Raw genomic sequence first — 19,993 nt, 5'->3', positions numbered from 1 at the left:
CTCGCCCGCGTTTTACAGTTTTACAATGCATTACTCTCGAATCGTTGGATGCTGACGTGCTGAATACACCCTTTCCACCCTGGCCTTCATTCACCACGGAAGAAGCCGACGCGGCTCGCGATGTGATTCTGTCCAATCGGGTGAACTACTGGACTGGCCAGGAATGCCGCGAGTTCGAACGTGAATTCGCGGCCTGGGCGGGAACCCGCCATGCGATCGCCCTTGCAAACGGCACGGTGGCGCTGGATCTGGCGCTGCGAGGGCTGGGTATCGGCGCTGGGGACGAGGTCATCGTGACTTCCCGCACTTTTCTGGCTTCCGCCTCCTGTATCGTCAATGCGGGGGCGATCCCCGTGTTCGCCGATGTCGATCCGGATACCCAGAACATCACGGCCGACACGATCCGTGCCGTGCTGACCCCCCGCACGCGGGCCGTGATCTGCGTGCACCTGGCGGGCTGGCCATGCGACATGGACCCCATCATGGAGCTGGCACGTGAGCGGAACCTGTTCGTGATCGAGGATTGCGCCCAGGCCCATGGCGCGCGCTACAAGGGGCGTCCGGTGGGCTCCATCGGCCATGTGGGCGCCTGGTCTTTTTGTCAGGACAAGATCATGACCACGGGCGGCGAGGGTGGCATGGTCACGACCGACGATCCGGCCCTGTGGAAACGCATGTGGGCCTACAAGGATCATGGAAAGTCCTGGGATGCTGTGTATGAACGCCAGCATCCGCCGGGCTACCGCTGGTTGCATGAGTCGTTTGGCACTAACTGGCGCATGATCGAGGTCCAGGCGGCCATCGGTCGCATCCAGTTGCGCCGCATGGCGGATTGGCAGGCCACCCGCCTGAGGCACGCCCGGCGGATCTGGGAGTGTGCCCGGGCGCTGCCGGGTCTGCGCGTGCCATCTGTGCCCGACTCTATCGAACATGCGGCGTACAAATGTTATGTGTTCCTGAATCTGGATGCGCTGGCGCCTGGGTGGACGCGTGAACGCATCATGCAAGCCATTGCGGATCAGGGGGTGCCTGTATATTCGGGCTCCTGCTCCGAGATCTATCTGGAAAAGGCATTCGACGGTGCGGGCTTCCGCCCGGCGCAGCGTTTGCCGGTGGCGCGTGCGTTGGGCGAGACCAGCCTGATGTTCCTGGTGCATCCGACATTGCGCGATGAACACATCGACCGGACGTGCCAGGTATTGCACGCCGTGATGGCGCAGGCGGCATGAGGGCCGTCGCATGATCAATATCCGGTCGTTTCTGGTATTCGCTTTCGATCTGGCGGCTGTGCTGGTCGCCTGGATCGGGGCGTTCGTGCTGCGTTTCAATCTGGAATGGCCACGTGCCTTTCATGCGGAGATCTTCTACGGCGCTCTGATTCTGATGGTCGTGCAGTTGGCTGCGTGCCGCTGGGCCGGTCTGTATCGCGGGATGTGGAGTTTCGCCAGCCTGCCGGATCTGCGCCGTCTGATCCGGGCGGTGGGGGTATCTGTCATGGCCGTGCTGGCTTTGGCCGTATTCGATGGCCCTTGGCTGTTGATCCCCCGTTCGATCGTGCTGTTGTACCCGTTGTTGTTGATCATGATGATGGGAGGAGGGCGCATCGCCTGGCGGCTGTGGAAGGAATCGCGCCTGTTGCCGGTGTCCGATGCCGAGCGAAAACCCGTGGTGATCGTCGGGGCGGGCACGGCCGGCGCCATGCTGCTGCGCGAACTCGCGCGCAGCCCGGACTGGAAGGTCGTGGCGCTGGTGGATGACGACCGTCACAAGCGTGGCCTGGAACTGAGCGGATGCCGGGTGGAGGGAGCGACCGCTGATTTGCCAGACATTCTGCAGCGCTATGGGGCGCGGCACGTGATCCTGGCGATGCCCTCGGCTTCGGCAGAGGCGCTGCAGGCGGTGACGCGTTTGGCGACACAGGCTGGGGCCGCTCTGTTCACGATTCCCGGCTTGGCGGAATTGATGAGCGGGCGCGTCGCCATCAACATGATGCGCCCCGTGAAAATCGAGGATCTGCTCGGTCGCGAGTCGGTGCGGATCGACAATGACAATGTGCGAGCCATGCTGACGGGCAAGCGCATCCTGGTGACGGGCGCCGGCGGATCGATCGGCAGTGAATTGTGCCGCCAGTTGTCCCGCTTCGAGCCGGCCTGCATCGTCTTGCTGGAGACCAGCGAGTTCGCCCTCTACATGATCGAGCAGTGGTTCGGAGAGCATCGGCCGGAAGTGCCTATCGTGCGTCTGGCGGGCGATGTGAAGGACGAATCCCGCATGGCCCAGGTGTTTGCGGAACACCGGCCCCAGGTGGTGTTCCATGCGGCGGCCTACAAGCATGTGCCGCTGATGGAAGTCGGCAATGCTTGGCAGGCGGTGCGCAACAACGTGTTGGGTACTTTGGTGGTGGCGCGGGCGGCGCGTGATGCGGGCGCGGATCGCTTTGTGCTGATTTCCACCGACAAGGCCGTCAATCCCACCAATGTGATGGGGGCGACCAAGCGCATCGCCGAAATGGTCTGCGAGGTGCTGCAGAATGGCCCCGGCACGACGCGTTTTCATATCGTGCGTTTCGGCAACGTCCTGGGCAGCACGGGCAGCGTGATTCCGAAATTCCAGGCCCAGATCGCGCATGGCGGACCTGTGACCGTGACGCATCCGGAGATCAACCGTTATTTCATGTCCATCCCCGAAGCGGCGCAACTCGTGCTGCAGGCTGCCGCGATGGGGCAGGGTGGCGAGATTTTCGTGCTGGACATGGGCGCACCGGTCAAGATCGTGGATCTGGCGCGCAACATGATTCGTCTGTCCGGCTTTACCGAGGACGAGATTCATATCGAGTTCACCGGCCTGCGGCCAGGGGAAAAACTGTACGAGGAATTGCTGGCCGATGCGGAGGAAACGTTGCCGACCCCGCATGAAAAGTTGCGCATCGCGCGCTCGCGCGCCGTCCCGGATGGGCTGTACGACGGGGTGCTGACGTGGTTGGCGCAGGCGCCTCAAGAGGATGAGGCCGTGCGGACCGGCTTGAAGCGCTGGGTACCGGAGTATGAACCTAGGGGGTGAGGTATCTTTCTTAGTGTGCGGGCCTAGTTGAATCTGCACAGGTCAGGTGGCTCATGCATCCGATCAAGCATACGTGTCCGCTTGAATAGCGTGGACACGCATGCGCCAAGATCATGAGTCCCCCGAGTTTGAACCGCCCCCCGGCGGGCACGGCATGCCTACAGTAAATCCGCCCTGGGCCGGCATCAAAGATGCTCCGCCCGCCTGCCAGCGCCCCGCCTCTGTGATTGCAACGCCACCATTCAGGTATCAGGCCTTGGTTTCAATCTTGGAATCAGATTCTGCTGCTGGATCGGACGTCATATGTGCATACGTCTGAACCGCGGCAAAGGCCTTGATGGTTGATTCCACCGAACTAAGCGTTGATGCAAAGGCCGCTCTCGGTGCCGATTCAAAAGCGCGAGGCAAAGAACCTCCCCCCAGAATACCGGCCGCATCGTACAAAAGCCGGCTGGCTGGATAGGTTTCTCCCGGGTTGGTGAATTGATGAACCACGTAACTTGCAGCGGCCTGGATGGCAGGGACTGCGATGCCACATCCAATTTGTCTGGATTTGACGGCCGCCAGGTCGGCGCCGCCTTGCGTGCCCCCCAGCGCAAGGTTGCAAGCGGTTGTTGCGGCAAATTGTGTGACGTAATGCTTGACAAATCCAGCAACAGCTGTTGCATCGACATTTGAAGTAGACATGGCCTTCCGATTTAAATTACAGCAACATGAACAAAGAGCGGTGTGGCTTGTCGAATCGATTGATCTCTTGAGCCTGCTCGCGCTTTCTATCGTGGGGAAACAGCATGTTGAGATGACTATAGAGTCATAAAAACACTCCTGGTTTATGACACGAAGGGTATCTTTGCGACGTGTGCCGCTCTCCGTCGATCTGCCTGCGTGTGCCAGTGAAAATCTGTCATCAGGCTGGTTGGCTGGTCGTTGATCCGGGGTAGGGTCTGGAAGGCAAAGATGCCGGGTGCCGCGAGCGTGCCGGTGATCGGCAGCGCGACGCGATAACCCGATCTGTTCTGGCTCACTGAGGGTTCCCTTGAAGGGAAACTTGTTTGACCCTACAACATATCAAACTTCTCTTGTGGTAACAACGCGCCGCTCTCCCGGTAGAATATCCTTCCGTTTCCCAACCACTGGACCCTGCGACATGCGCCTGCTTATTGCCCTGCTGCTGCCCTGGCTGGCCTTCTTCACCATCGGCCGCCCCATTTCCGGGATCATCTGCCTGATCCTGCAGCTCACGCTGATCGGCTGGATTCCGGCGGCGATCTGGGCGGTCTACGCGCTCAGCCAGTACAACACCGATAAAAAGATCGAAAAGGCGATGGGCGGCCGTGCCTGATTGCCAGGCGGCCGGGGGCGCCGCGGCCCCGGACAGCCCCGAGGCCTGGCGGACGTTGGTGGCGGCGCTGGATCTCCAGCCCCATCCCGAAGGCGGCTACTACCGCGAGGTCTTCCGCTCGGACCTGGGCGTGCCGTTCCGGGGGGACACGCGCAGCGCGGGGACGTCCATCTATTACCTGCTGGCCCAGGGCGCCTGGTCGGCCTGGCACCGGATCGACGCGGACGAGACCTGGTATTTCCACGCGGGCGGGCCGCTGGCCTTGCATGTGCTGTCCCCCGATGGCGGGCTCGTCACGCATCGGCTGGGGGATCCCCTGCGCCATCCGGAGGCGGTGTTCCAGGCGGTGGTGCCGGCCGGCCGCTGGTTCGCGGCGGAACTGATCCATCCCGAAGCGTTCGCCCTGGTGGGCTGCGCGGTGGCGCCTGGTTTCGAATTTTCCGGCTTCCGGCTGGCTGGCGCCGCGGACATGGCGCCGGCCATGCGCCGCCATGGCGATTGGATCGGGCGCTTGTTGCGATAGGCGGGCGGGTCGCCCGCCTTATGGTTCATGTGGCTCCGTTGTCCGGTCCGTGCGCCGGCGGCACGGTCTTGCCGCTCAGCCGTTCATAATTGTCCCGCAAGAGCAGTCCGGCGTAATAGACATGTTCCCGCATCAGTTGTTCGGCGCGGGCGCCGTCGCGCTCGATGACGGCGGCGACGATGCGGTGGTGGTCGTTGTGGGATCGCAGGATCACGCCGTGGTCGTCCCACAGCATGATCCGGTCCGAGGCGAACGGCGCCGTCTGCGCCTGGGTGGCGAAACGCGTGACCCAGGAATTCTCCGCCGCTTTCAATAGCGTTTCGTGCAGCGTGATGTTCATCCGCTGATAGGGTTGGTGGTCCTCCGGCAACAGCACGCCCTTGGCCAGGATCGCGTCGCCTTCGGCCAGGCAGGCCTTGAGCTTGCTGATGTCCAGGCCGGACAGGCCCTGGTGGGCCGCGCGCCGGCAGGCCAGGCCTTCGAGCACGGCGCGCACTTCGTAGGCGCCGATGATGTCCTCGTATTGATAGACGCGCACCGCGTAGCCGCGCTTGGGCAGGTGTTCCAGCAGCCCTTCGTTGCCCAGATGGGCGAGCGCCGCGCGGATGGGGGTGCGGGAAACGCCGAGTTTTTCCGCCAGGGGGATCTCCTCCAGGCGTTCCCCCGGAACCAGAATGCCTTGCAGGATCCAGTTGCGCAGGGTCTCGGTGACGTGCTCGGCCAGGGTATTCATCAGATTATTGTATACATAGAGCAGAAAAAATGATGAGGAAACTGAGCCTAAGCCCCCGTATTTAAGGGGAAACCCGAATGACTGGCTGGTTGTCATGTATGCATAATAAACCCAGATCAAGAATTTGCATGTATTCCCCCTGGTGTTGACGGGGGCAATACCGGAATCCGGTTTCTTTTGTATACATAAAGGCTTGGGCATGGTGGAACGTTCGGATACGGAACAGCGCAGGATCGCCCTGGTGACGGGCGCGGGCGGCGGCATCGGGACACGGATTTGTCACCGGCTCGCCGGTGACGGCTATCGGGTCGTGGCCTGCGATCTGGCGGCGGAACGGGCGGCGGCGGCGATTGGGGGGCTGCCGGGCGATCACGAGTGGCGCGTGTTCGATGTCAGCGAAGAATCCCAGGTCGAGCGCGTCTTCGACGAGATCGAAGCCGGGCTGGGGCCGATCGCCACCGTGGTGTCCGCCGCCGGCCTGCTGCTGTTCCAGCCCGATGGCCAGCGCCCGCTGATCAAGGCCACGCCGCTGGAGACCTGGGAACGCAGTTTCGCCGTGAATACGCGCGGTGTCTTCCTGTGCGCGCGCGCTTACATCCGCCATCGCGAAAAACGACCGGTCGCCGACGGCCGTTTCATCACGTTCAGCTCGGTGGCCGCGCAACTCGGGGGCTACCGCTCCAGCGCGTCCTACATCGCGGCCAAGTCCGCCGTGCTGGGCCTGACCAAGGCCATGGCGCGCGAGGTGTCGCGCATGGGGATCACGGTCAACAGCGTGTCGCCGGGGCTGATCGACACCGAGATGCTGCGCAGCACGGTCAGCAGCGGCGGCGCCCTGCGGGACGCGGCCGAGGCCATCCCGCTGGGCCGGATCGGCACGCCCGACGATGTCGCGGACGCGGTCGGTTTCCTGGCTTCGCCGCAATCGGGCTACATCACGGGCAGCGTCATTGACGTCAATGGCGGCTATCGCATGCAGTAGGCCGGGCCGGCGTGGCCAGGGCAGAGGTCAAAGAGCAATCCACGAGGAGACAATATGAAATTCAGCATCGTCAAGAAAGCGGCCCTGTGCGCGGCGGTCGCGGGCCTGGGCCTGGGGATGTCCGCCCGGGCGGCCGAGCCCGGCATCACCGATTCCACCATCCGGATCGGCCTGTTCTCGCCCTTGTCGGGCAGCGGCATGGCCTACGGCTTCGACGTGGTCAACGCGGCCAAGATGTACTACGAAAAGGTCAACAAGGAAGGCGGCATCCACGGCCGCAAGATCGAGCTGGTCGTCGAGGACACCCGCTGCAACGCCAACGACCTGGTGGCGGCGGTCAAGAAGCTGGTCGAGCAGGACCACGTGTTCCTGCTCAACGGCGGTTCTTGTTCGGCGGCGGTGGTCGCGGCCCGGGAATACGTCGAGCGCGCCAAGGTGCCCTTCCTGATGCTGAACGCCTCGGGCGACGGCGCGCTGTACCCGCCCTCGAAATACATCTATGGCGCGTTCTCGATCTCGCAGTACGCGGTGGGCGGCTCGATGGTCGAGTTCGCCGTCCAGCACCTGAAGGCCAAGAAGATCGGCTACATCAACCATGACGACGCCTATGGCGGCTGGAATCTGACCGCCGCCGAATTCCAGGCCAAGCGGCATGACGGTGTCTCGCTGAGCGTGCAGTCGGTCAATCCGGGCATCAACGACGTCACGGCGCCGATGCTGAAGGTGCGCGCGGCCAATCCTGACGTGCTGCTGCTGACGACCTACGCCCGCCCGGCGGCGTTGATCATCAAGAAGGCGCATGAACTCGGCTGGAACAAGCCGATCGTGCTGGCGGTCACCGGCACGGCGGATCTGGCCCAGCTGGTCGAGAACGTCGGCGGTCCGGCGGCCCTGAAGAACTTCTACATCCAGGACGTGGTGGCGGGCCTGCCGTCGGACCCGAAGATGCAATGGGTCTACGACATGTACAAGGCATACTACCCGGATCTCGCCGCCAAGCCGGGGCACCCGCAGAGCTACATGCCTTACGGTCTGCCGCCCGCGATGACGGTGGTGCAGGCGCTGAAGGACGCGGGGCCGGAACCCACGCGTGAAAAGGTCCTGGCCGCCCTGCAGCACTTCAAGCTGGAGACGGGCGTGATGGCCAGTCCGGTCGAGTTCACGCCGGACGACCACGCGGCGCAGAAGTCGGCCATCTACCTGAAGTTCGACGGCCAGCACAAGGAACTGATTTCGGGCGCCTTCAAGAGCGCCTGGACCTACCAGCCGAAGCAGTGAGCCCTTCCGCGATGAGGGCCGGGGGCGCCGTCGCGCCTCCGGCGGCGCGGCGCCAGTGGAGTGATCGATGAGTTTTGCGGATATCTGGCTTTTTCTGCAGCAGGGCGTGTGGTCCGGCCTGGTCACGGGCAGCGTCTACGCGTTGCTGGCGGTGGCGGTCGTGATCGTGTTCAAGACGACGGACGTGCCGAATTTCGCACAGGGCGAGATTTTCATGGTGGGCGGCTATGTGGCGCTGTTCCTGATCCTGGTGCTGGACTGGCACTATGCGGTGGTCATCCCGGCGACGCTGGCGGCGGTCGCCGCGATCTGCGCGCTGTTCCAGCGCGTGGTGATGGAACGGGTGATCCAGGCCAAGGGAGTGGGCGTGCAACTGGTGATCGCCACGCTGGGCCTGGCCTACGTGCTCAAGGGCGCGGTGCGCCAGACCGGGCTGGGGGACGCGCCGCGTTCGCTGCCGGCGCTGGTCTCGTCCGATACCGTGATGATCGGCGACGCGGTGCTGACGCGCCTGGACCTGATGATCCTGGGCGCGGCGATCGTGGTGATGCTGGCCTTGTACGGCCTGTTCAACCACACGCGCATCGGCAAGGCGATGCGGGCGGTGGGCATGAATCCCCGGGCCGCCCAGATCGTGGGTGTCAGTCTGGTGCGCATCCGCATGGCGGTCTGGGCGCTGGCCGGCCTGATCTCGGCCGTGTCGGCCATCCTGATCCTGCCCAAGATCCTGATCACGCCGGACATCGGCCATGTGGCGATCCTGGCGTTCGCCGCGGCGATCGTGGGCGGCATCACCAGCATTCCGGGCGCGGTCGTGGGCGGCTTCATCATCGGCGTCGCCGAAAACCTGGTGGGCCTGTTCGTATCGACCAACGCCATCGTCGTGGCCCCGTTCCTGGCCATTCTGATCGTTCTGATCGTCCGTCCGCAGGGCATCCTCGGCGGCAAAGCGCAGGTCAAGAAAGTATGAAAATCAATGTCGACAAATGGGGGCTGGCGGCGCTGGCGGTGGTGCTGGCGGTGCTGCCGTTCACGGCCAGCGGCTACGTGCTGTACATCGTCAACCTGCTGATGATCTATATCGTGCTGGCGCTGGGCCTGCACCTCGTGATCGGCGAGACAGGCCAGTTCGCCCTGTCGCATGCCGCCTTTTACGGGATCGGCATCTACACGGCCGGCATCATCAACAACACCTGGCATCCGAATTTCGTGGTGTCGGTGCTGGCTGCCGGCGTGATCACGGCGGTTCTGGGCTATCTGCTGGGCGCGCTGGCGATCCGGATGCGGGACATCTATCTGGCCCTGTCCACCTTCGCCTTCGGCGAGGCCATGCAATGGGTGTTCCTGAACTGGGCCGAGGTGACCAACGGTTCGAACGGCTACCAGATGTCGCCGGCCCGGTTCTTCGGGCTCGAACTGACTTCCGACCTGGCCGCCTATCCTTTCGTGATCCTTGGCGCGGCCCTGATGCTGTGGCTGACCGTGCGGCTGTCGCGATCGCAACTGGGCGCGGCGTTCCGTGCGGTGCGCGAGAGCGACGTGGCGGCGCGGGCCATGGGCATCGACGCCAACGTCGTCAAGCGGGTCGCCTTCATGTGCTCGGCCGCCTATGCGGGGGTGGCGGGCGGCCTGTACACGACTTTCGCGTCCTTCATCCATCCCGAAAGCCTGGGCTTCTGGACCACGATCCTGATCCTCATCATGATCGTGGTGGGCGGGATCGGTTCGGTGCGCGGCGCCGTCATCGGCGCGGTGATCTTCGGCCTGATCTCGGAATTGCTGCGCCAGGTGCTGTCCTTCCAGGAGATCATCTACGGCCTGATCCTGATCGGTTTCATGATGTTCGCGCCGCGCGGCCTGTTCAGCGGCGGTGCCCGCGCGCGCAAGGCGGCGCTGGGCGAGTCCGCCGGGAGGGCCGGGACATGAGCGCTCAGGCGATGTTGTCGATCAATGGCCTGACGGTGCGTTTCGGCGGCCTGACCGCCGTGGACGACCTGTCCTTCGAGGTCGGCCGGGGGCGGATCCACGCCCTGATCGGTCCCAATGGGGCCGGCAAGTCCACCACGTTCAACTGCATTTCCCGCTATTACGATCCCTCGGGCGGCGCGATCGCGCTCGCGGGCGAGGACATCACGCGGCGGGGCGCCTCGGACATGGCGGCGCTCGGGGTCGCGCGCACGTTCCAGAACCTGGAGCTGTTCAACGAGCTTTCGGTCGAAGAGAACGTGCTGCTGGGCACCTATGCCTACGGCGCGCGCGGCCTGTCCCGTTTGCTGCGCCGCCCGTCGGCCGAGAATCGCGAGTTCGCCCATCACCTGATCGAACGCGTCGGCCTGGCCGATTTCCTGGACGTCAAGGCCTGCGGCCTGGATTTCGGCCGCCAGAAAATGCTGGAACTGGCGCGTGCGCTGGCGATCAAGCCGCAACTGCTGCTGCTGGACGAGCCGGCGGCGGGGCTGCGCAATCGCGAGATCGACCAGCTGGACCGCATCCTGACCGAACTGGCGGGTGGCGATGGGGTGACGGTGCTGCTGGTCGAGCACGTCATGCAACTGGTGATGTCGATTTCGGATCGCATCACGGTGATGTCCTTCGGGCACAAGATCGCCGAGGGCACGCCGGCGGAGATCCGTTCGGACGCGCGCGTGATCGAAGCTTACCTGGGCAAGGGGACCGATGATGAGTGAACCGTTCCTGTCGATCGAGTCCGTCTCGGCTTCCTACGGCAACATTTCCGCCCTGCACGGTGTGTCCCTGGCCGTCCCCCGCGGCGAGATCGTCGCCCTGCTGGGCGCCAACGGCGCGGGCAAGTCCACGACCCTGAACGTGATCTCGGGCCTGGTGCGCCCGACGCGCGGGACCGTGCGGTTCGACGGCGAACCCATCCATCGCCTGGCGGCCGACCATATCGTCCGGCAAGGCATCGTCCAGGTGCCCGAGGGGCGCGAGATCTTCCGCGACATGAGCGTGCGCGAGAACCTGGAGATGGGCGCCTACGCCCGCAAGGACCGGGCGGCGGTCGCGCGCGACCTGGACTCGGTGTGCGACCTGTTCCCGCGACTGCGCGAACGCATCGCCCAGAAGGCCGCCACGCTTTCGGGCGGCGAACAGCAGATGCTGGCCACGGCGCGCGCCATGATGGCCCGGCCCCGCATGATTTTGATGGACGAGCCTTCCATGGGGCTGGCGCCGCTGGTCGTGGAACAGATCTTCGAGACGGTGCGCACGCTCAACCGCGAGCAGGGCATCACCATCCTGCTGGTCGAACAGAATGCGAAGCTGGCCCTGTCGGTGTCCAGCCACGCCTACATCCTGGAAAACGGCGAGGTCGTGCTGCAGGGTGCCTCGGCGGACCTGCGGCACGACGAGGCCGTGCGGCGGGCCTATCTGGGGGGATGATGGCGCTGCTGGATGACAAGCTGGCTCTGGTGACGGGCGCGGCGGGCGGCCTGGGCGCGGCCATTGCGCACGGATTCGCCGCGCAGGGCGCGCGGGTGATCGCGGCCGACCTGGACGGCGCGCGCGCCCGGGATCTGGCCGGCCGCATCCGCGCCGGGGGCGGCCAGGCCTGGGGCGAGGCGATCGATGTGACCGACCGTGAGGCGGTCGCCCGCCTGGCGGCGGATCTGGCCGCGCGCCTGGGGCCGGTCGACATCCTGGTGAACAACGCGGGCATCGCGGGCCGCGCGCGCGTGGGCGATGCGCAGTCTCCGGAAGTCTGGGACCGGGTGCGCTCCGTGAACCTGGACGGCCTGTTCAACGTCACGCACGCCTTCGTCGGGCAGCTCAAGGACACGCGCGGCTGCATCGTCAATCTGTCGTCCGTCGTGGCGTTCGTCAGCGGCATGTCATCGGCGGCTTACGTCGCGTCCAAAGGCGCGGTGCGTTCCTTCACCCAGGCGCTGGCGCGCGATCTGGCGCCGTTCGGGGTGCGTGTGAACGCGGTGGCGCCCGGACTGATGTTGACGGACATGGTCGCGCCGCAACTGGCGACGCCCGGCGGGGCGGACTGGTTCATGACGCGCGCGCCCATGGGCCGGGGCGGGGAACCCGGAGAGATCGTCGGTCCCGTCGTGTTCCTGGCCTCGGAGATGGCCAGTTACGTGACGGGTGTGGTGCTGCCGGTGGACGGCGGATTCTTATCGGCTTGAGGACAGGCAAATGAAAGCTGTGGCATTGGTCACCGGCGCAGCCGGCGGCATGGGACAGGCGATCGTCCGGCGCCTGGCGCTGGATGGTTTCAGGGTGGTGGCGGTCGATCGCGGCGAAGCGCCTTTGCTTGCGCTGGCCGGGCGTCTGCGCGGCGAGGGGATCGAGATCGAGCCGCGCGTGGTGGACCTGGCCGACGAGGCGGGGATCGACGCGCTGATCGGCGGGCTGCCGCCATTGGCGGCGCTGGTGAACAGCGCGGGTGTGTTCGATGAGCGCCCGTTCTTCGACGTGTCGCAGGACGATTTCCGGCGCATGTTCGAGGTGAACCTGATCGCGGCGGCCAGTCTGACGCAGAAGGCCGCCGCGCGGATGGCGCCCGGCGCCAAGGTGGTGAACATCGCTTCGCGCGCCTACCTGGGGGCGCGCCATCACGCGCACTACGTGGCGTCCAAGGCCGCGCTGGTGGGCTATACCCGGGCGAGCGCGATGGAGCTGGCCGAACGGGGGATCCTGGTCAATGCGATCGCGCCGGGCCTGATCGATACGCCGATGCTGCGCGCGCTGACGCCGGAACGGCGGGCGGCCCAGTTGGCCCTGCAGCCGACGGGCAAGGCGGGCACGCCCGAGGACATCGCCCACGCGGTCTCTTTCCTGGCGGGGCCGGCGATGTCCTTTATCACCGGACAGGTGCTGTTCGTCGACGGCGGCAAATCCCTGGGCGGTTCGGGAGCATGAGCATGAATGAAGTGCAATGGGACGAGACCGTCGATGTGGTGGTGCTGGGATCGGGGGCGGCGGGCATGTCGGCGGCGCTGACGTGCCATTTCGAAGGCCTGCGGGCTTTGCTGCTGGAAAAGACCGATCGCATCGGCGGTTCGACCGCGGTGTCCGGCGGGGCGGTCTGGATCCCGCTGAACCCGGGCTCGGCCGGGGCCGGCCACGGCGACGATACGTTCGAGCAGGTCTGGGAATACCTGCGCCGGACCGTGGGCGACGCCTCGTCGCCGGACATGCTGCGGGCCTATCTGGACAACGGCCCCGCCATGGTGGAATACCTGCAGGCGCGCGGTGCGCTGGCGCTGGCCGCGCGGCAATATTCGCCCGACTACTATCCCGACCGGCCGGGCGCGTCGCTGGGCGGCCGGGCCATGGATCCGCTGCCCTTCGACGGCAGGCGGCTGGGCGCGCATTTCAAGGAACTGCGCGATCCCCTGAAAGAATTCGTCGTCCTGGGCGGCATGATGGTGAACGTCACGGACGTCTACCACCTGCTGGGCGCCTGGCGCTCGCCCAAGTCGTTCTGGCATGGCGGCAAACGGGTGCTGGCCTACTGGCTGGACCGCCTGCGCGGCCATCATCGCGGCACGCGTCTGCTGCTGGGCAACGCCCTGGCCGCGTGGCTGTTTCACGCCGTCCTGCGGGAACGGATCCCTTATCGCCTGAATACGCCGGCCCGGCGCCTGCACCGGGACGCGCAAGGCCGCGTCGTGGGTGTCGAGGCCGTGCAGGGCGGCACCGTGCGGCGCATCCGGGCGCTGCGGGGCGTCGTCGTCGCCACCGGCGGTTTTCCCTGGGATGCCGAACTGCGGGCCGCCTGTTATCCGCAGCCCACCGGGCCCTGGTCCATGGCGCCCGAGGGCAACCGGGGCGAAGGCATCGGCCTGGCGCGCGAGGCCGGCGCGGTCATGGGCACGGGCCATGTGTCGCCGGCGTTCTGGGCGCCGGTGTCCCTGTGGCGCAAGGCGGATGGCACGGTGGTCCGCTACCCGCACCTGGTCTGGGACCGCGCCAAGCCGGGCCTGATCGCCGTCAACCGGCGCGGCGAACGGTTCGTCAACGAATCGGCCTCGTATCACGAGTTCGTCAGCGTGATGTACCGAGGCGGCCCGGCGCCGGACATCCCCGCCTGGCTGATCTGCGACCATGCCTTCATCGAGACCTGGGGCCTGGGCCTGGCCCTGCCCGGCGGCCGTCCGCGACAGCATCTGATGGCCGATGGATACCTGATCCGGGCCGCCACGATGCCCGATCTGGCGGCGCGCCTGGGGCTCGATCCGGAGCGCCTGGCCGCGACGGTCGAACGCTACAACGGCATGGCCGCGCGGGGCGAGGACACCGATTTCGGCAAGGGATCGACCGCCTACAACCGCTATCTGGGCGACCCGGCCCACCAGCCCAACGCCTGCCTGCGTCCCCTGGGACGGGGACCTTACTATGCCGTCGAGGTGGTGGCGGGCGATATCGGCACGGCCCACGGTATCCGGACGGATGAGCGGGCGCGCGCGCTGGACGCGCAGGGGCGGCCGGTTCCCGGCTTGTTCGTCGCGGGCAACGACATGCAGTCGGTGATGGGCGGGGCCTATCCGGGACCGGGCATCACCCTGGGGCCGGCACTGACCTTCGGTTGGGTGGCGGGCCGCGCGCTGGCGGCGGATGATTTCTGACCTTTGGAGAAACGCATGAAACTGTATTACTCGTCGACCTCGCCCTTTGTGCGCAAATGCCTGGTCGCCGCCCATGAACTGGGCCTGGCCGATCGCATCGAACTGGTGACGGTCGTCACCATGCCGACCGCGCACAATGATGCGCTGATGCGCGACAACCCTTTGTGCAAGCTGCCGACGCTGATCACCGATGAGGGCCAGGCGCTGTACGACAGCCGGGTCATCTGCGAATACCTGAATGACCTGGGCGGCGGCCGGCTCATCCCGGCCGGTGGCGGCAAATGGGCCGCCCTGGTCGATCAGTCGCTGGCCGACGGAATCCTGGACGCCGCCCTGCTGATGCGCTACGAAGTCGTGCTGCGGCCCGCCGAGCGGCAATGGCCCGCCTGGCGCGAGACCCAGGAGGAAAAAGCGCGCAGCGCCCTGGGCCAGTTCGAACGGCAAGTCGCCGGCTGGCCGGCCGACCGTCTGGACATCGGGGTGATCGCGCTGGCCAGCGCGCTCGGCTACCTGGACCTGCGGTTTCCGGACATGGGCTGGCGCGACGCGTACCCGGGGCTGGCGGCCTGGTTCGCCGGCTTCGATCAACGGCCCTCGATGCGTGCCACGGTGCTGAAGGCCTGACGCGGCGGAGGCGGGCGGCGTTACACCACCAGCGCCACCGCGTTCCGGTATCCCGAGCACAGCGCCAACACCCGAGCTTCCCGAGACCCGGCGTCCTCGTGCCGGTCCATCTCCAGCGGCCGGCGGTCCGCGTCGCGCCGCGCCAGGGACAGCACGGCCTCGCCCACCTGCGTGTCGTACACCAGCACGTCGGCCTCGTTCAGGGCGCGCAGCTGGCTCAGGGTGATGTCGCCCGGGTCGGCGGGGCAGGGGGCGATCCAGCGCAGGCTGGGCGGTGGGGCCGGTTCGTCACCGGCATCGTCCAGGCGGGCGAGCAGTGTGCGCGCCGCTTCGGCGGCATCGTCCGCGCGCAGTTGCCCCAGCACGGGTCCATCGTATAGCCAGTCATAGAAGCGGCGGCGTGCGCCGTGGTCGGGATAGGCCCGGCGGATGGCGGGCCGGTGGTCGCGGGCCAGCCGGGCCAGTTCGCCCAGCGCGGGATCGAACAGGGCCTCCATGCGTTCGCGCAGGCGCCGGGCCAGGACCGGGGCGGCGCCGCCAGATGAAATGGCGATGGTGAGGGGCGTGCGATCGACGATGGCCGGCACCTGGAAGGACGAGAGCGCCGGGTCGTCCACGACGTTGGCCAGGATGCGGCGCGTGTCCGCGGCTGCCTTCACGCGGGCGTTGAGCGCGCGGTCGCCGGTGGCCGCCACGACCAGCCAGGCGCAGGCCAGCCAGTCGTCCTGGAACGGGCCGTCCAGGTGCGCGAGGCGGCCCGCATCGGCCCATGCCCGCAGCGCGCGGGTCAGACGCGGCGCGCCGACCCGCACCGTGGCGCCGCAGTTCAGCAGGGCGCGGACCTTGCGCTCGGCCACCGCGCCGCCGCCCACGACCAGGACCGCGCGGCCGGTCAGGTCGGCGAACAGGGGGTACAGGGCTTTCATGCGGGGCAGGCGTCGGCGGGATGACCGTCGATGGCACCAGTCTCGTGCGACGGTGGGTCGTCGTTCACCCACGGAACGAGCGCCGGATCGGCCAGGGCGACGACGTCGCCGATCACGATCAGGCAGGGCGATTCCAGCTCGGGGCGGCGGGCGGCTCGGGCCAGGCCGGCCAGCGTGCAGCGCACCGCCTTCTGGCGCGGGGTGGCGCCATGGGCAACGAGCGCGGCCGGCGTCGCGCCGGGCAGGCCATGCAGCAGCAGTTCCGTGCCGACGTGGCCAGCCTGGGACAGCCCCATGTAGAACACCAGGGTGCGCCGGCGGTCCGCCGCCAGGGACGTCCAGTCCAGATCGTGGGCGCCGTCCTGGCGGTGGGCGGTCATCAGGCAGACGCCGGCCGCCAGGTCGCGGTGCGTCAGAGGAATGCCGGTGGCCGCCGCGCACCCAGAGGCGGCGGTGACACCGGGCACGACCGTGACCGGGATGCCCTGGGCGCGCAGGGACTCCATTTCCTCGCCGCCGCGTCCGAAGATGAAGGGGTCGCCGCCCTTCAGGCGCACCACGGCGAGGCCGGCGCGGGCGTGCGCGGCCAGCAGCATGTGGATGTCTTCCTGAGGGACGCTGTGCCGGCCCGCGCGCTTGCCCACGGGGATCCGGAGGGCGTAGGGGCGGCAGTGGTCCAGCAGTTCCGGGGAGGCCAGGCTGTCGTGGAACACTACGTCGGCGGCCTGCAGGGCGCGCAGGCCGCGCAGGGTGATCAGGTCCGGGTCGCCGGGGCCGGCCCCCACCAGCCAGACGTGGCCGGGCGCCGGAGCGGTGTCCGGTGCGGGGCCGTCCGTCCGTGCGGGATGCGGGGCGGATGTGGCCGGCGGGAATTCATGCGGTGGCTTTGGGCGCATGGGCGGCCTCCAGGGGGTGGATGGGTTCGGGACGGCCGACGCGCAGGAAGCCGTCGGCGTCCACGCGCAGCGGCCAGCGGCGCACGCGCACGGTCTCGTCTTCCAGGCACTGGCCGGTGTCCAGGCGGAAGTGCTGCTTGTACATGGGCGAGGCGACGACCGGGTGGCCCTGGAGTTCGCCGACGATGCCGCGCGCCAGTACGGCCGCGCCACAGAAAGGATCGACGTGGTCCAGGGCGAACGGGCCCGCCTCGGTCAGGAACACGGCGACCTGTTTGCCGTGGGCGCGGACGGCTACGCCGGCGTCCATGATCAAGTCGTCCAGGCGGCAGACGGGCTGCCAGTCCGGATCCGTGGCGTGGCCGTGGACAAGCGCGGCGGATGGTGGCGCGGCATCCGGGATGCCGTGCCAAGCGGCGCCCTGGGCGCGGCGGTGGGTCGATGGCTTCATGGCAGGCTCCTTCATTCGGCCGGGACGGCCAGCGCTTCGCGTTCTCGCACGGTGGCCGGGCGCGGCTGGCCGCGTTCGCGCACGTGGACGATGTGCTCGTCGGGCGCGTCGCTGTTGATCAGCGGGCGGAAGCGGCGCAGGGCCTGTTCGTCCTTCAGTGTGGCGGCCCATTCGCATTCGTAGGCGTCCACCAGGGCCTGCATCTGCGCCTCCAGTTCCGCACCCAGGCCCAGGCTGTCGTGCACGACCACGTCCTTCAGGTAGTCCAGGCCGCCTTCCAGGCTTTCGCGCCAGGTGGCGGTGCGCTGCAGTTTGTCGGCCGTGCGGATGTAGAGCATCAGGAAACGGTCGATCATGCGGATCAGTGCGTCGTCGTCCAGATCCGAGGCCAGCAGTTCCGCGTGGCGCGGGCGCATGCCGCCGTTGCCGCAGACATACAGGTTCCAGCCTTTTTCGGTGGCGATGATGCCCACGTCCTTGCTCTGGGCTTCGGCGCATTCGCGGGTGCAGCCCGAGGCGGCCATCTTGATCTTGTGCGGCGCGCGCAGCCCCCGGTAGCGCTGTTCCAGGCGGATGGCCATGCCCACCGAATCACGCACGCCGAAGCGGCACCAGGTGCTGCCCACGCAGGACTTGGCCGTGCGCAGGGCTTTGCCGTAGGCGTGTCCGGATTCGAATCCGGCGTCGACCAGTTCGCGCCAGATCGCCGGCAGCTGTTCCAGGCGCGCGCCGAACAGATCGATGCGCTGGCCGCCGGTGATCTTGGTGTACAGGTCGTACTTGCGGGCGACTTCGCCGATGACGATCAGCTTGTCGGGCGTGATTTCCCCGCCCGGGACGCGAGGCACCACGGAATAGGTGCCGTCTTTCTGCAGGTTGCCCAGGTAGGCGTCGTTGCTGTCCTGCAGGGGCGCGTGCCTGGGCGACAGCACGTATTCGTTCCAGCATGAGGCGAAGATCGACGCCGCCGTGGGCTTGCAGATGTCGCAGCCCTTGCCCTTGCCGTGACGGGCGATCAGGGTCTTGAAGTCGCGGATGTCGTTGACGCGGATCAGGTGGTAGAGCGCCTGGCGGCTATGCGGGAAGTGCTCGCACAGGCTATGGTCCACGGCGATGCCCCGGCGCCGCAGTTCACTTTCCAGCACCTGCTTGACCAGAGGCACGCAGCCGCCGCAGGTGGTGCCCGCCCGGGTGCGGGCCTTCAGGTCGTCCAGGGTCGTGCAGCCGTCGGCGATGGCGCCGCATAGGGCGCCCTTGCCGACCTGGTTGCAGGAACAGATCTGCGCCGTGTCGGGCAGCGCGTCCACGCCCAGCGCCGGCGCGGCGCCGGCCTGAGGCGCGATCAGCGCGGCTGGCTGGTCGGGCAGGTCCAGACCGTTGCTGAAATACTGGTCCAGCAGACCGAAGGCGCCAGTGTCGCCCACCAGCACGGCGCCGCGCAGCCGCTTGCCCTTCGGGTCCATGACCAGCTTGCGGTACGTGCCGGCCAGCGTGTCCTCGAACACGCAGCTGACGCTGCCGGGCGCGCGGCCGTGGGCGTCGCCGATGGATCCGACGTCCACGCCCAGCAGTTTGAGCTTGGTACCGGGTTGTGCTCCCTGGAAGACCGGCGTGTCCCGGCCTCGCAGGTGCGCGGCGCAGACCCGCGCCATCTCGTAGCCGGGCGCCACCAGGCCGAAGGTGCCGCCCTGCCAGCTGGCGACTTCGCCGATGGCATAGACGGCGGGATCGGAGCTGCGGCAGTGCGCGTCGATCACGATGCCGCCGCGTTCGCCGATCACCAGGCCGCAGTTGTGCGCCAGGCGGTCGCAGGGCCGGATGCCAGCGGAAAAGACCACCATGTCGGTTTCCAGGAAGTCGCCGTCCGAGAAGCGCAGGCGGTGGCGCGAGCGCAGGCCGTCGCCGATGGCCGAGGTCATCTTCGAGGTGTGGACGTGGATGCCCAGGGCCTCGATCTTCGCGCGCAGCAGGCGTCCGCCGCGCTCGTCCAGCTGCGCCGCCATCAGGTGCGCGGAGAACTCGACGACATGGGTGTCCAGGTTCAGGCCGCGCAGGGCGCGGGCGGCCTCCAGCCCCAGCAGGCCGCCGCCGATGACCACGCCGCGCCGGCTGCCGGCGGCGCATGCGCGGATGTCTTCCACGTCCTGCAGCGTGCGGTAGGGCAGGCAGCCGGGACGGTCCGCGCCCTCGATGGGTGGGATGAAGGGGTTGGAGCCCGTGGCGATGACCAGCTTGTCATAGGGGTGGAACTGATCGTCCGAAACGTGGACCTGGCGCCGTTTGCGGTCGATCCAGGCGGCCCGCGTGCCGCGCAGCACGGTGATGCCGTGCTCACGGAAGAATGCCTCGTCGGCCAGCGTCAGGTCCTGCGCGTCCGCGCCGTCGAAGCATTGGCTGAGTTTCACCCGGTCGTAAGCCAGTCGGAGTTCGTCGCAGAGCACGGTGATGGTGTAGCCGTGTGCTTCGCGCGTCAGTTCTTCCAGCAGGCGGTGGCCGACCATGCCGTGGCCGATGACGATCAGGCGCGGTGCGGAGTGCGGGCCTGCGGCGGAGGCGGGAAGGTCGTGGGGGTTCATGGTGTG

Annotated in this window: 20 protein-coding genes; 14 read left to right on the top strand and 6 right to left on the bottom strand. The window is 67.2% G+C overall.

Annotated features, from left to right (window positions below):
- Positions 1–56 precede the first annotated feature (56 nt).
- Both O4H32_RS01090 and O4H32_RS01085 read left to right on the top strand, forming a co-directional pair.
- Positions 57–1,229 (top strand): DegT/DnrJ/EryC1/StrS family aminotransferase, encoded by a 1,173-nt coding sequence (locus O4H32_RS01090; protein WP_269355897.1) that lies wholly within the window; start codon positions 57–59, stop codon positions 1,227–1,229.
- 10 nt (positions 1,230–1,239) lie between these two features.
- Positions 1,240–3,060 (top strand): polysaccharide biosynthesis protein, encoded by a 1,821-nt coding sequence (locus O4H32_RS01085; protein WP_269355895.1) that lies wholly within the window; start codon positions 1,240–1,242, stop codon positions 3,058–3,060.
- 249 nt (positions 3,061–3,309) lie between these two features.
- Here the strand turns inward: O4H32_RS01085 and O4H32_RS01080 are convergent, their stop codons facing one another.
- Positions 3,310–3,747 carry a hypothetical protein gene (locus O4H32_RS01080; RefSeq protein ID WP_269355893.1) on the bottom strand — a complete coding sequence of 146 codons (438 nt, stop codon included), beginning with the start codon at positions 3,745–3,747 and terminating at the stop codon, positions 3,310–3,312.
- 460 nt (positions 3,748–4,207) lie between these two features.
- Here O4H32_RS01080 and O4H32_RS01075 point away from each other — a divergent pair, with 460 nt between their 5' ends.
- Both O4H32_RS01075 and O4H32_RS01070 read left to right on the top strand, forming a co-directional pair.
- A complete protein-coding gene (locus O4H32_RS01075; protein WP_269355892.1) occupies positions 4,208–4,402 on the top strand; it encodes a YqaE/Pmp3 family membrane protein in 195 nt (64 codons plus the stop codon).
- Positions 4,395–4,925: a cupin domain-containing protein gene (locus O4H32_RS01070; protein WP_407932589.1), complete on the top strand. Its 531-nt coding sequence runs from the start codon at positions 4,395–4,397 to the stop codon at positions 4,923–4,925. Before O4H32_RS01075 ends, O4H32_RS01070 begins: the two co-directional genes overlap by 8 nt.
- 25 nt (positions 4,926–4,950) lie before the next feature.
- Here O4H32_RS01070 and O4H32_RS01065 read toward each other — a convergent pair whose 3' ends face one another.
- A complete protein-coding gene (locus O4H32_RS01065) occupies positions 4,951–5,658 on the bottom strand; it encodes a GntR family transcriptional regulator (protein ID WP_269355890.1) in 708 nt (235 codons plus the stop codon).
- Positions 5,659–5,857: 199 nt separating this feature from the next.
- On the opposite strand from O4H32_RS01065, the gene O4H32_RS01060 reads away from it, so the two are divergent.
- From O4H32_RS01060 to O4H32_RS01015, 10 genes are all read left to right on the top strand, one after another.
- Positions 5,858–6,640: an SDR family NAD(P)-dependent oxidoreductase gene (locus tag O4H32_RS01060; protein ID WP_269355888.1), complete on the top strand. Its 783-nt coding sequence runs from the start codon at positions 5,858–5,860 to the stop codon at positions 6,638–6,640.
- 54 nt (positions 6,641–6,694) lie between these two features.
- Positions 6,695–7,918: an ABC transporter substrate-binding protein gene (locus O4H32_RS01055; RefSeq protein WP_269355886.1), complete on the top strand. Its 1,224-nt coding sequence runs from the start codon at positions 6,695–6,697 to the stop codon at positions 7,916–7,918.
- A gap of 67 nt (positions 7,919–7,985) precedes the next feature.
- Complete coding sequence (locus O4H32_RS01050) at positions 7,986–8,888, top strand: branched-chain amino acid ABC transporter permease (protein ID WP_269355885.1); 903 nt, start codon at positions 7,986–7,988, stop codon at positions 8,886–8,888.
- The gene (locus O4H32_RS01045; RefSeq protein ID WP_269355883.1) at positions 8,885–9,844 is read left to right on the top strand and encodes a branched-chain amino acid ABC transporter permease; all 960 of its coding nucleotides are present in this window, start codon (positions 8,885–8,887) and stop codon (positions 9,842–9,844) included. Before O4H32_RS01050 ends, O4H32_RS01045 begins: the two co-directional genes overlap by 4 nt.
- Positions 9,841–10,605 carry an ABC transporter ATP-binding protein gene (locus O4H32_RS01040; RefSeq protein WP_269355881.1) on the top strand — a complete coding sequence of 255 codons (765 nt, stop codon included), beginning with the start codon at positions 9,841–9,843 and terminating at the stop codon, positions 10,603–10,605. Before O4H32_RS01045 ends, O4H32_RS01040 begins: the two co-directional genes overlap by 4 nt.
- Positions 10,598–11,317, top strand: a complete 720-nt coding sequence (locus O4H32_RS01035; protein ID WP_269355879.1) for an ABC transporter ATP-binding protein — start codon at positions 10,598–10,600, stop codon at positions 11,315–11,317. Before O4H32_RS01040 ends, O4H32_RS01035 begins: the two co-directional genes overlap by 8 nt.
- Positions 11,317–12,069 (top strand): SDR family NAD(P)-dependent oxidoreductase, encoded by a 753-nt coding sequence (locus O4H32_RS01030; RefSeq protein ID WP_269355877.1) that lies wholly within the window; start codon positions 11,317–11,319, stop codon positions 12,067–12,069. The genes O4H32_RS01035 and O4H32_RS01030 overlap by 1 nt, the downstream gene beginning before the upstream one ends.
- Before the next feature lie 10 nt (positions 12,070–12,079).
- Positions 12,080–12,805, top strand: coding sequence for an SDR family NAD(P)-dependent oxidoreductase (locus tag O4H32_RS01025; RefSeq protein WP_269355876.1), 726 nt, complete (start codon positions 12,080–12,082; stop codon positions 12,803–12,805).
- A complete protein-coding gene (locus tag O4H32_RS01020; RefSeq protein ID WP_331284264.1) occupies positions 12,802–14,514 on the top strand; it encodes an FAD-dependent oxidoreductase in 1,713 nt (570 codons plus the stop codon). The genes O4H32_RS01025 and O4H32_RS01020 overlap by 4 nt, the downstream gene beginning before the upstream one ends.
- A 15-nt stretch (positions 14,515–14,529) precedes the next feature.
- Positions 14,530–15,138 (top strand): glutathione S-transferase, encoded by a 609-nt coding sequence (locus O4H32_RS01015; RefSeq protein WP_269355874.1) that lies wholly within the window; start codon positions 14,530–14,532, stop codon positions 15,136–15,138.
- A gap of 20 nt (positions 15,139–15,158) precedes the next feature.
- On the opposite strand, the gene O4H32_RS01010 is transcribed toward O4H32_RS01015, so the two are convergent.
- Genes O4H32_RS01010 through nirB form a run of 4 tightly spaced genes read right to left on the bottom strand, consistent with a single transcriptional unit; the run spans position 15,159 to position 19,987 of the window.
- On the bottom strand, positions 15,159–16,064 hold the full coding sequence (locus tag O4H32_RS01010; protein ID WP_269355872.1) for a precorrin-2 dehydrogenase/sirohydrochlorin ferrochelatase family protein: 906 nt from the start codon (positions 16,062–16,064) through the stop codon (positions 15,159–15,161).
- Positions 16,061–16,960 carry a uroporphyrinogen-III C-methyltransferase gene (gene cobA / locus O4H32_RS01005; protein ID WP_269355871.1) on the bottom strand — a complete coding sequence of 300 codons (900 nt, stop codon included), beginning with the start codon at positions 16,958–16,960 and terminating at the stop codon, positions 16,061–16,063. The genes O4H32_RS01010 and cobA overlap by 4 nt, the downstream gene beginning before the upstream one ends.
- Positions 16,938–17,411: a nitrite reductase small subunit NirD gene (gene nirD, locus O4H32_RS01000; RefSeq protein WP_269355869.1), complete on the bottom strand. Its 474-nt coding sequence runs from the start codon at positions 17,409–17,411 to the stop codon at positions 16,938–16,940. The genes cobA and nirD overlap by 23 nt, the downstream gene beginning before the upstream one ends.
- A gap of 11 nt (positions 17,412–17,422) precedes the next feature.
- Positions 17,423–19,987, bottom strand: coding sequence for a nitrite reductase large subunit NirB (gene nirB / locus O4H32_RS00995; protein ID WP_269355867.1), 2,565 nt, complete (start codon positions 19,985–19,987; stop codon positions 17,423–17,425).
- Positions 19,988–19,993 lie beyond the last annotated feature (6 nt).

Source organism: Castellaniella denitrificans (assembly GCF_027214045.1).
Classification (GTDB): Bacteria; Pseudomonadota; Gammaproteobacteria; order Burkholderiales; family Burkholderiaceae_B; genus Castellaniella; species Castellaniella denitrificans_A.
Note: the sequence above shows the minus strand (reverse complement) of the source record. Positions and strands in the feature narration are given on the sequence as shown.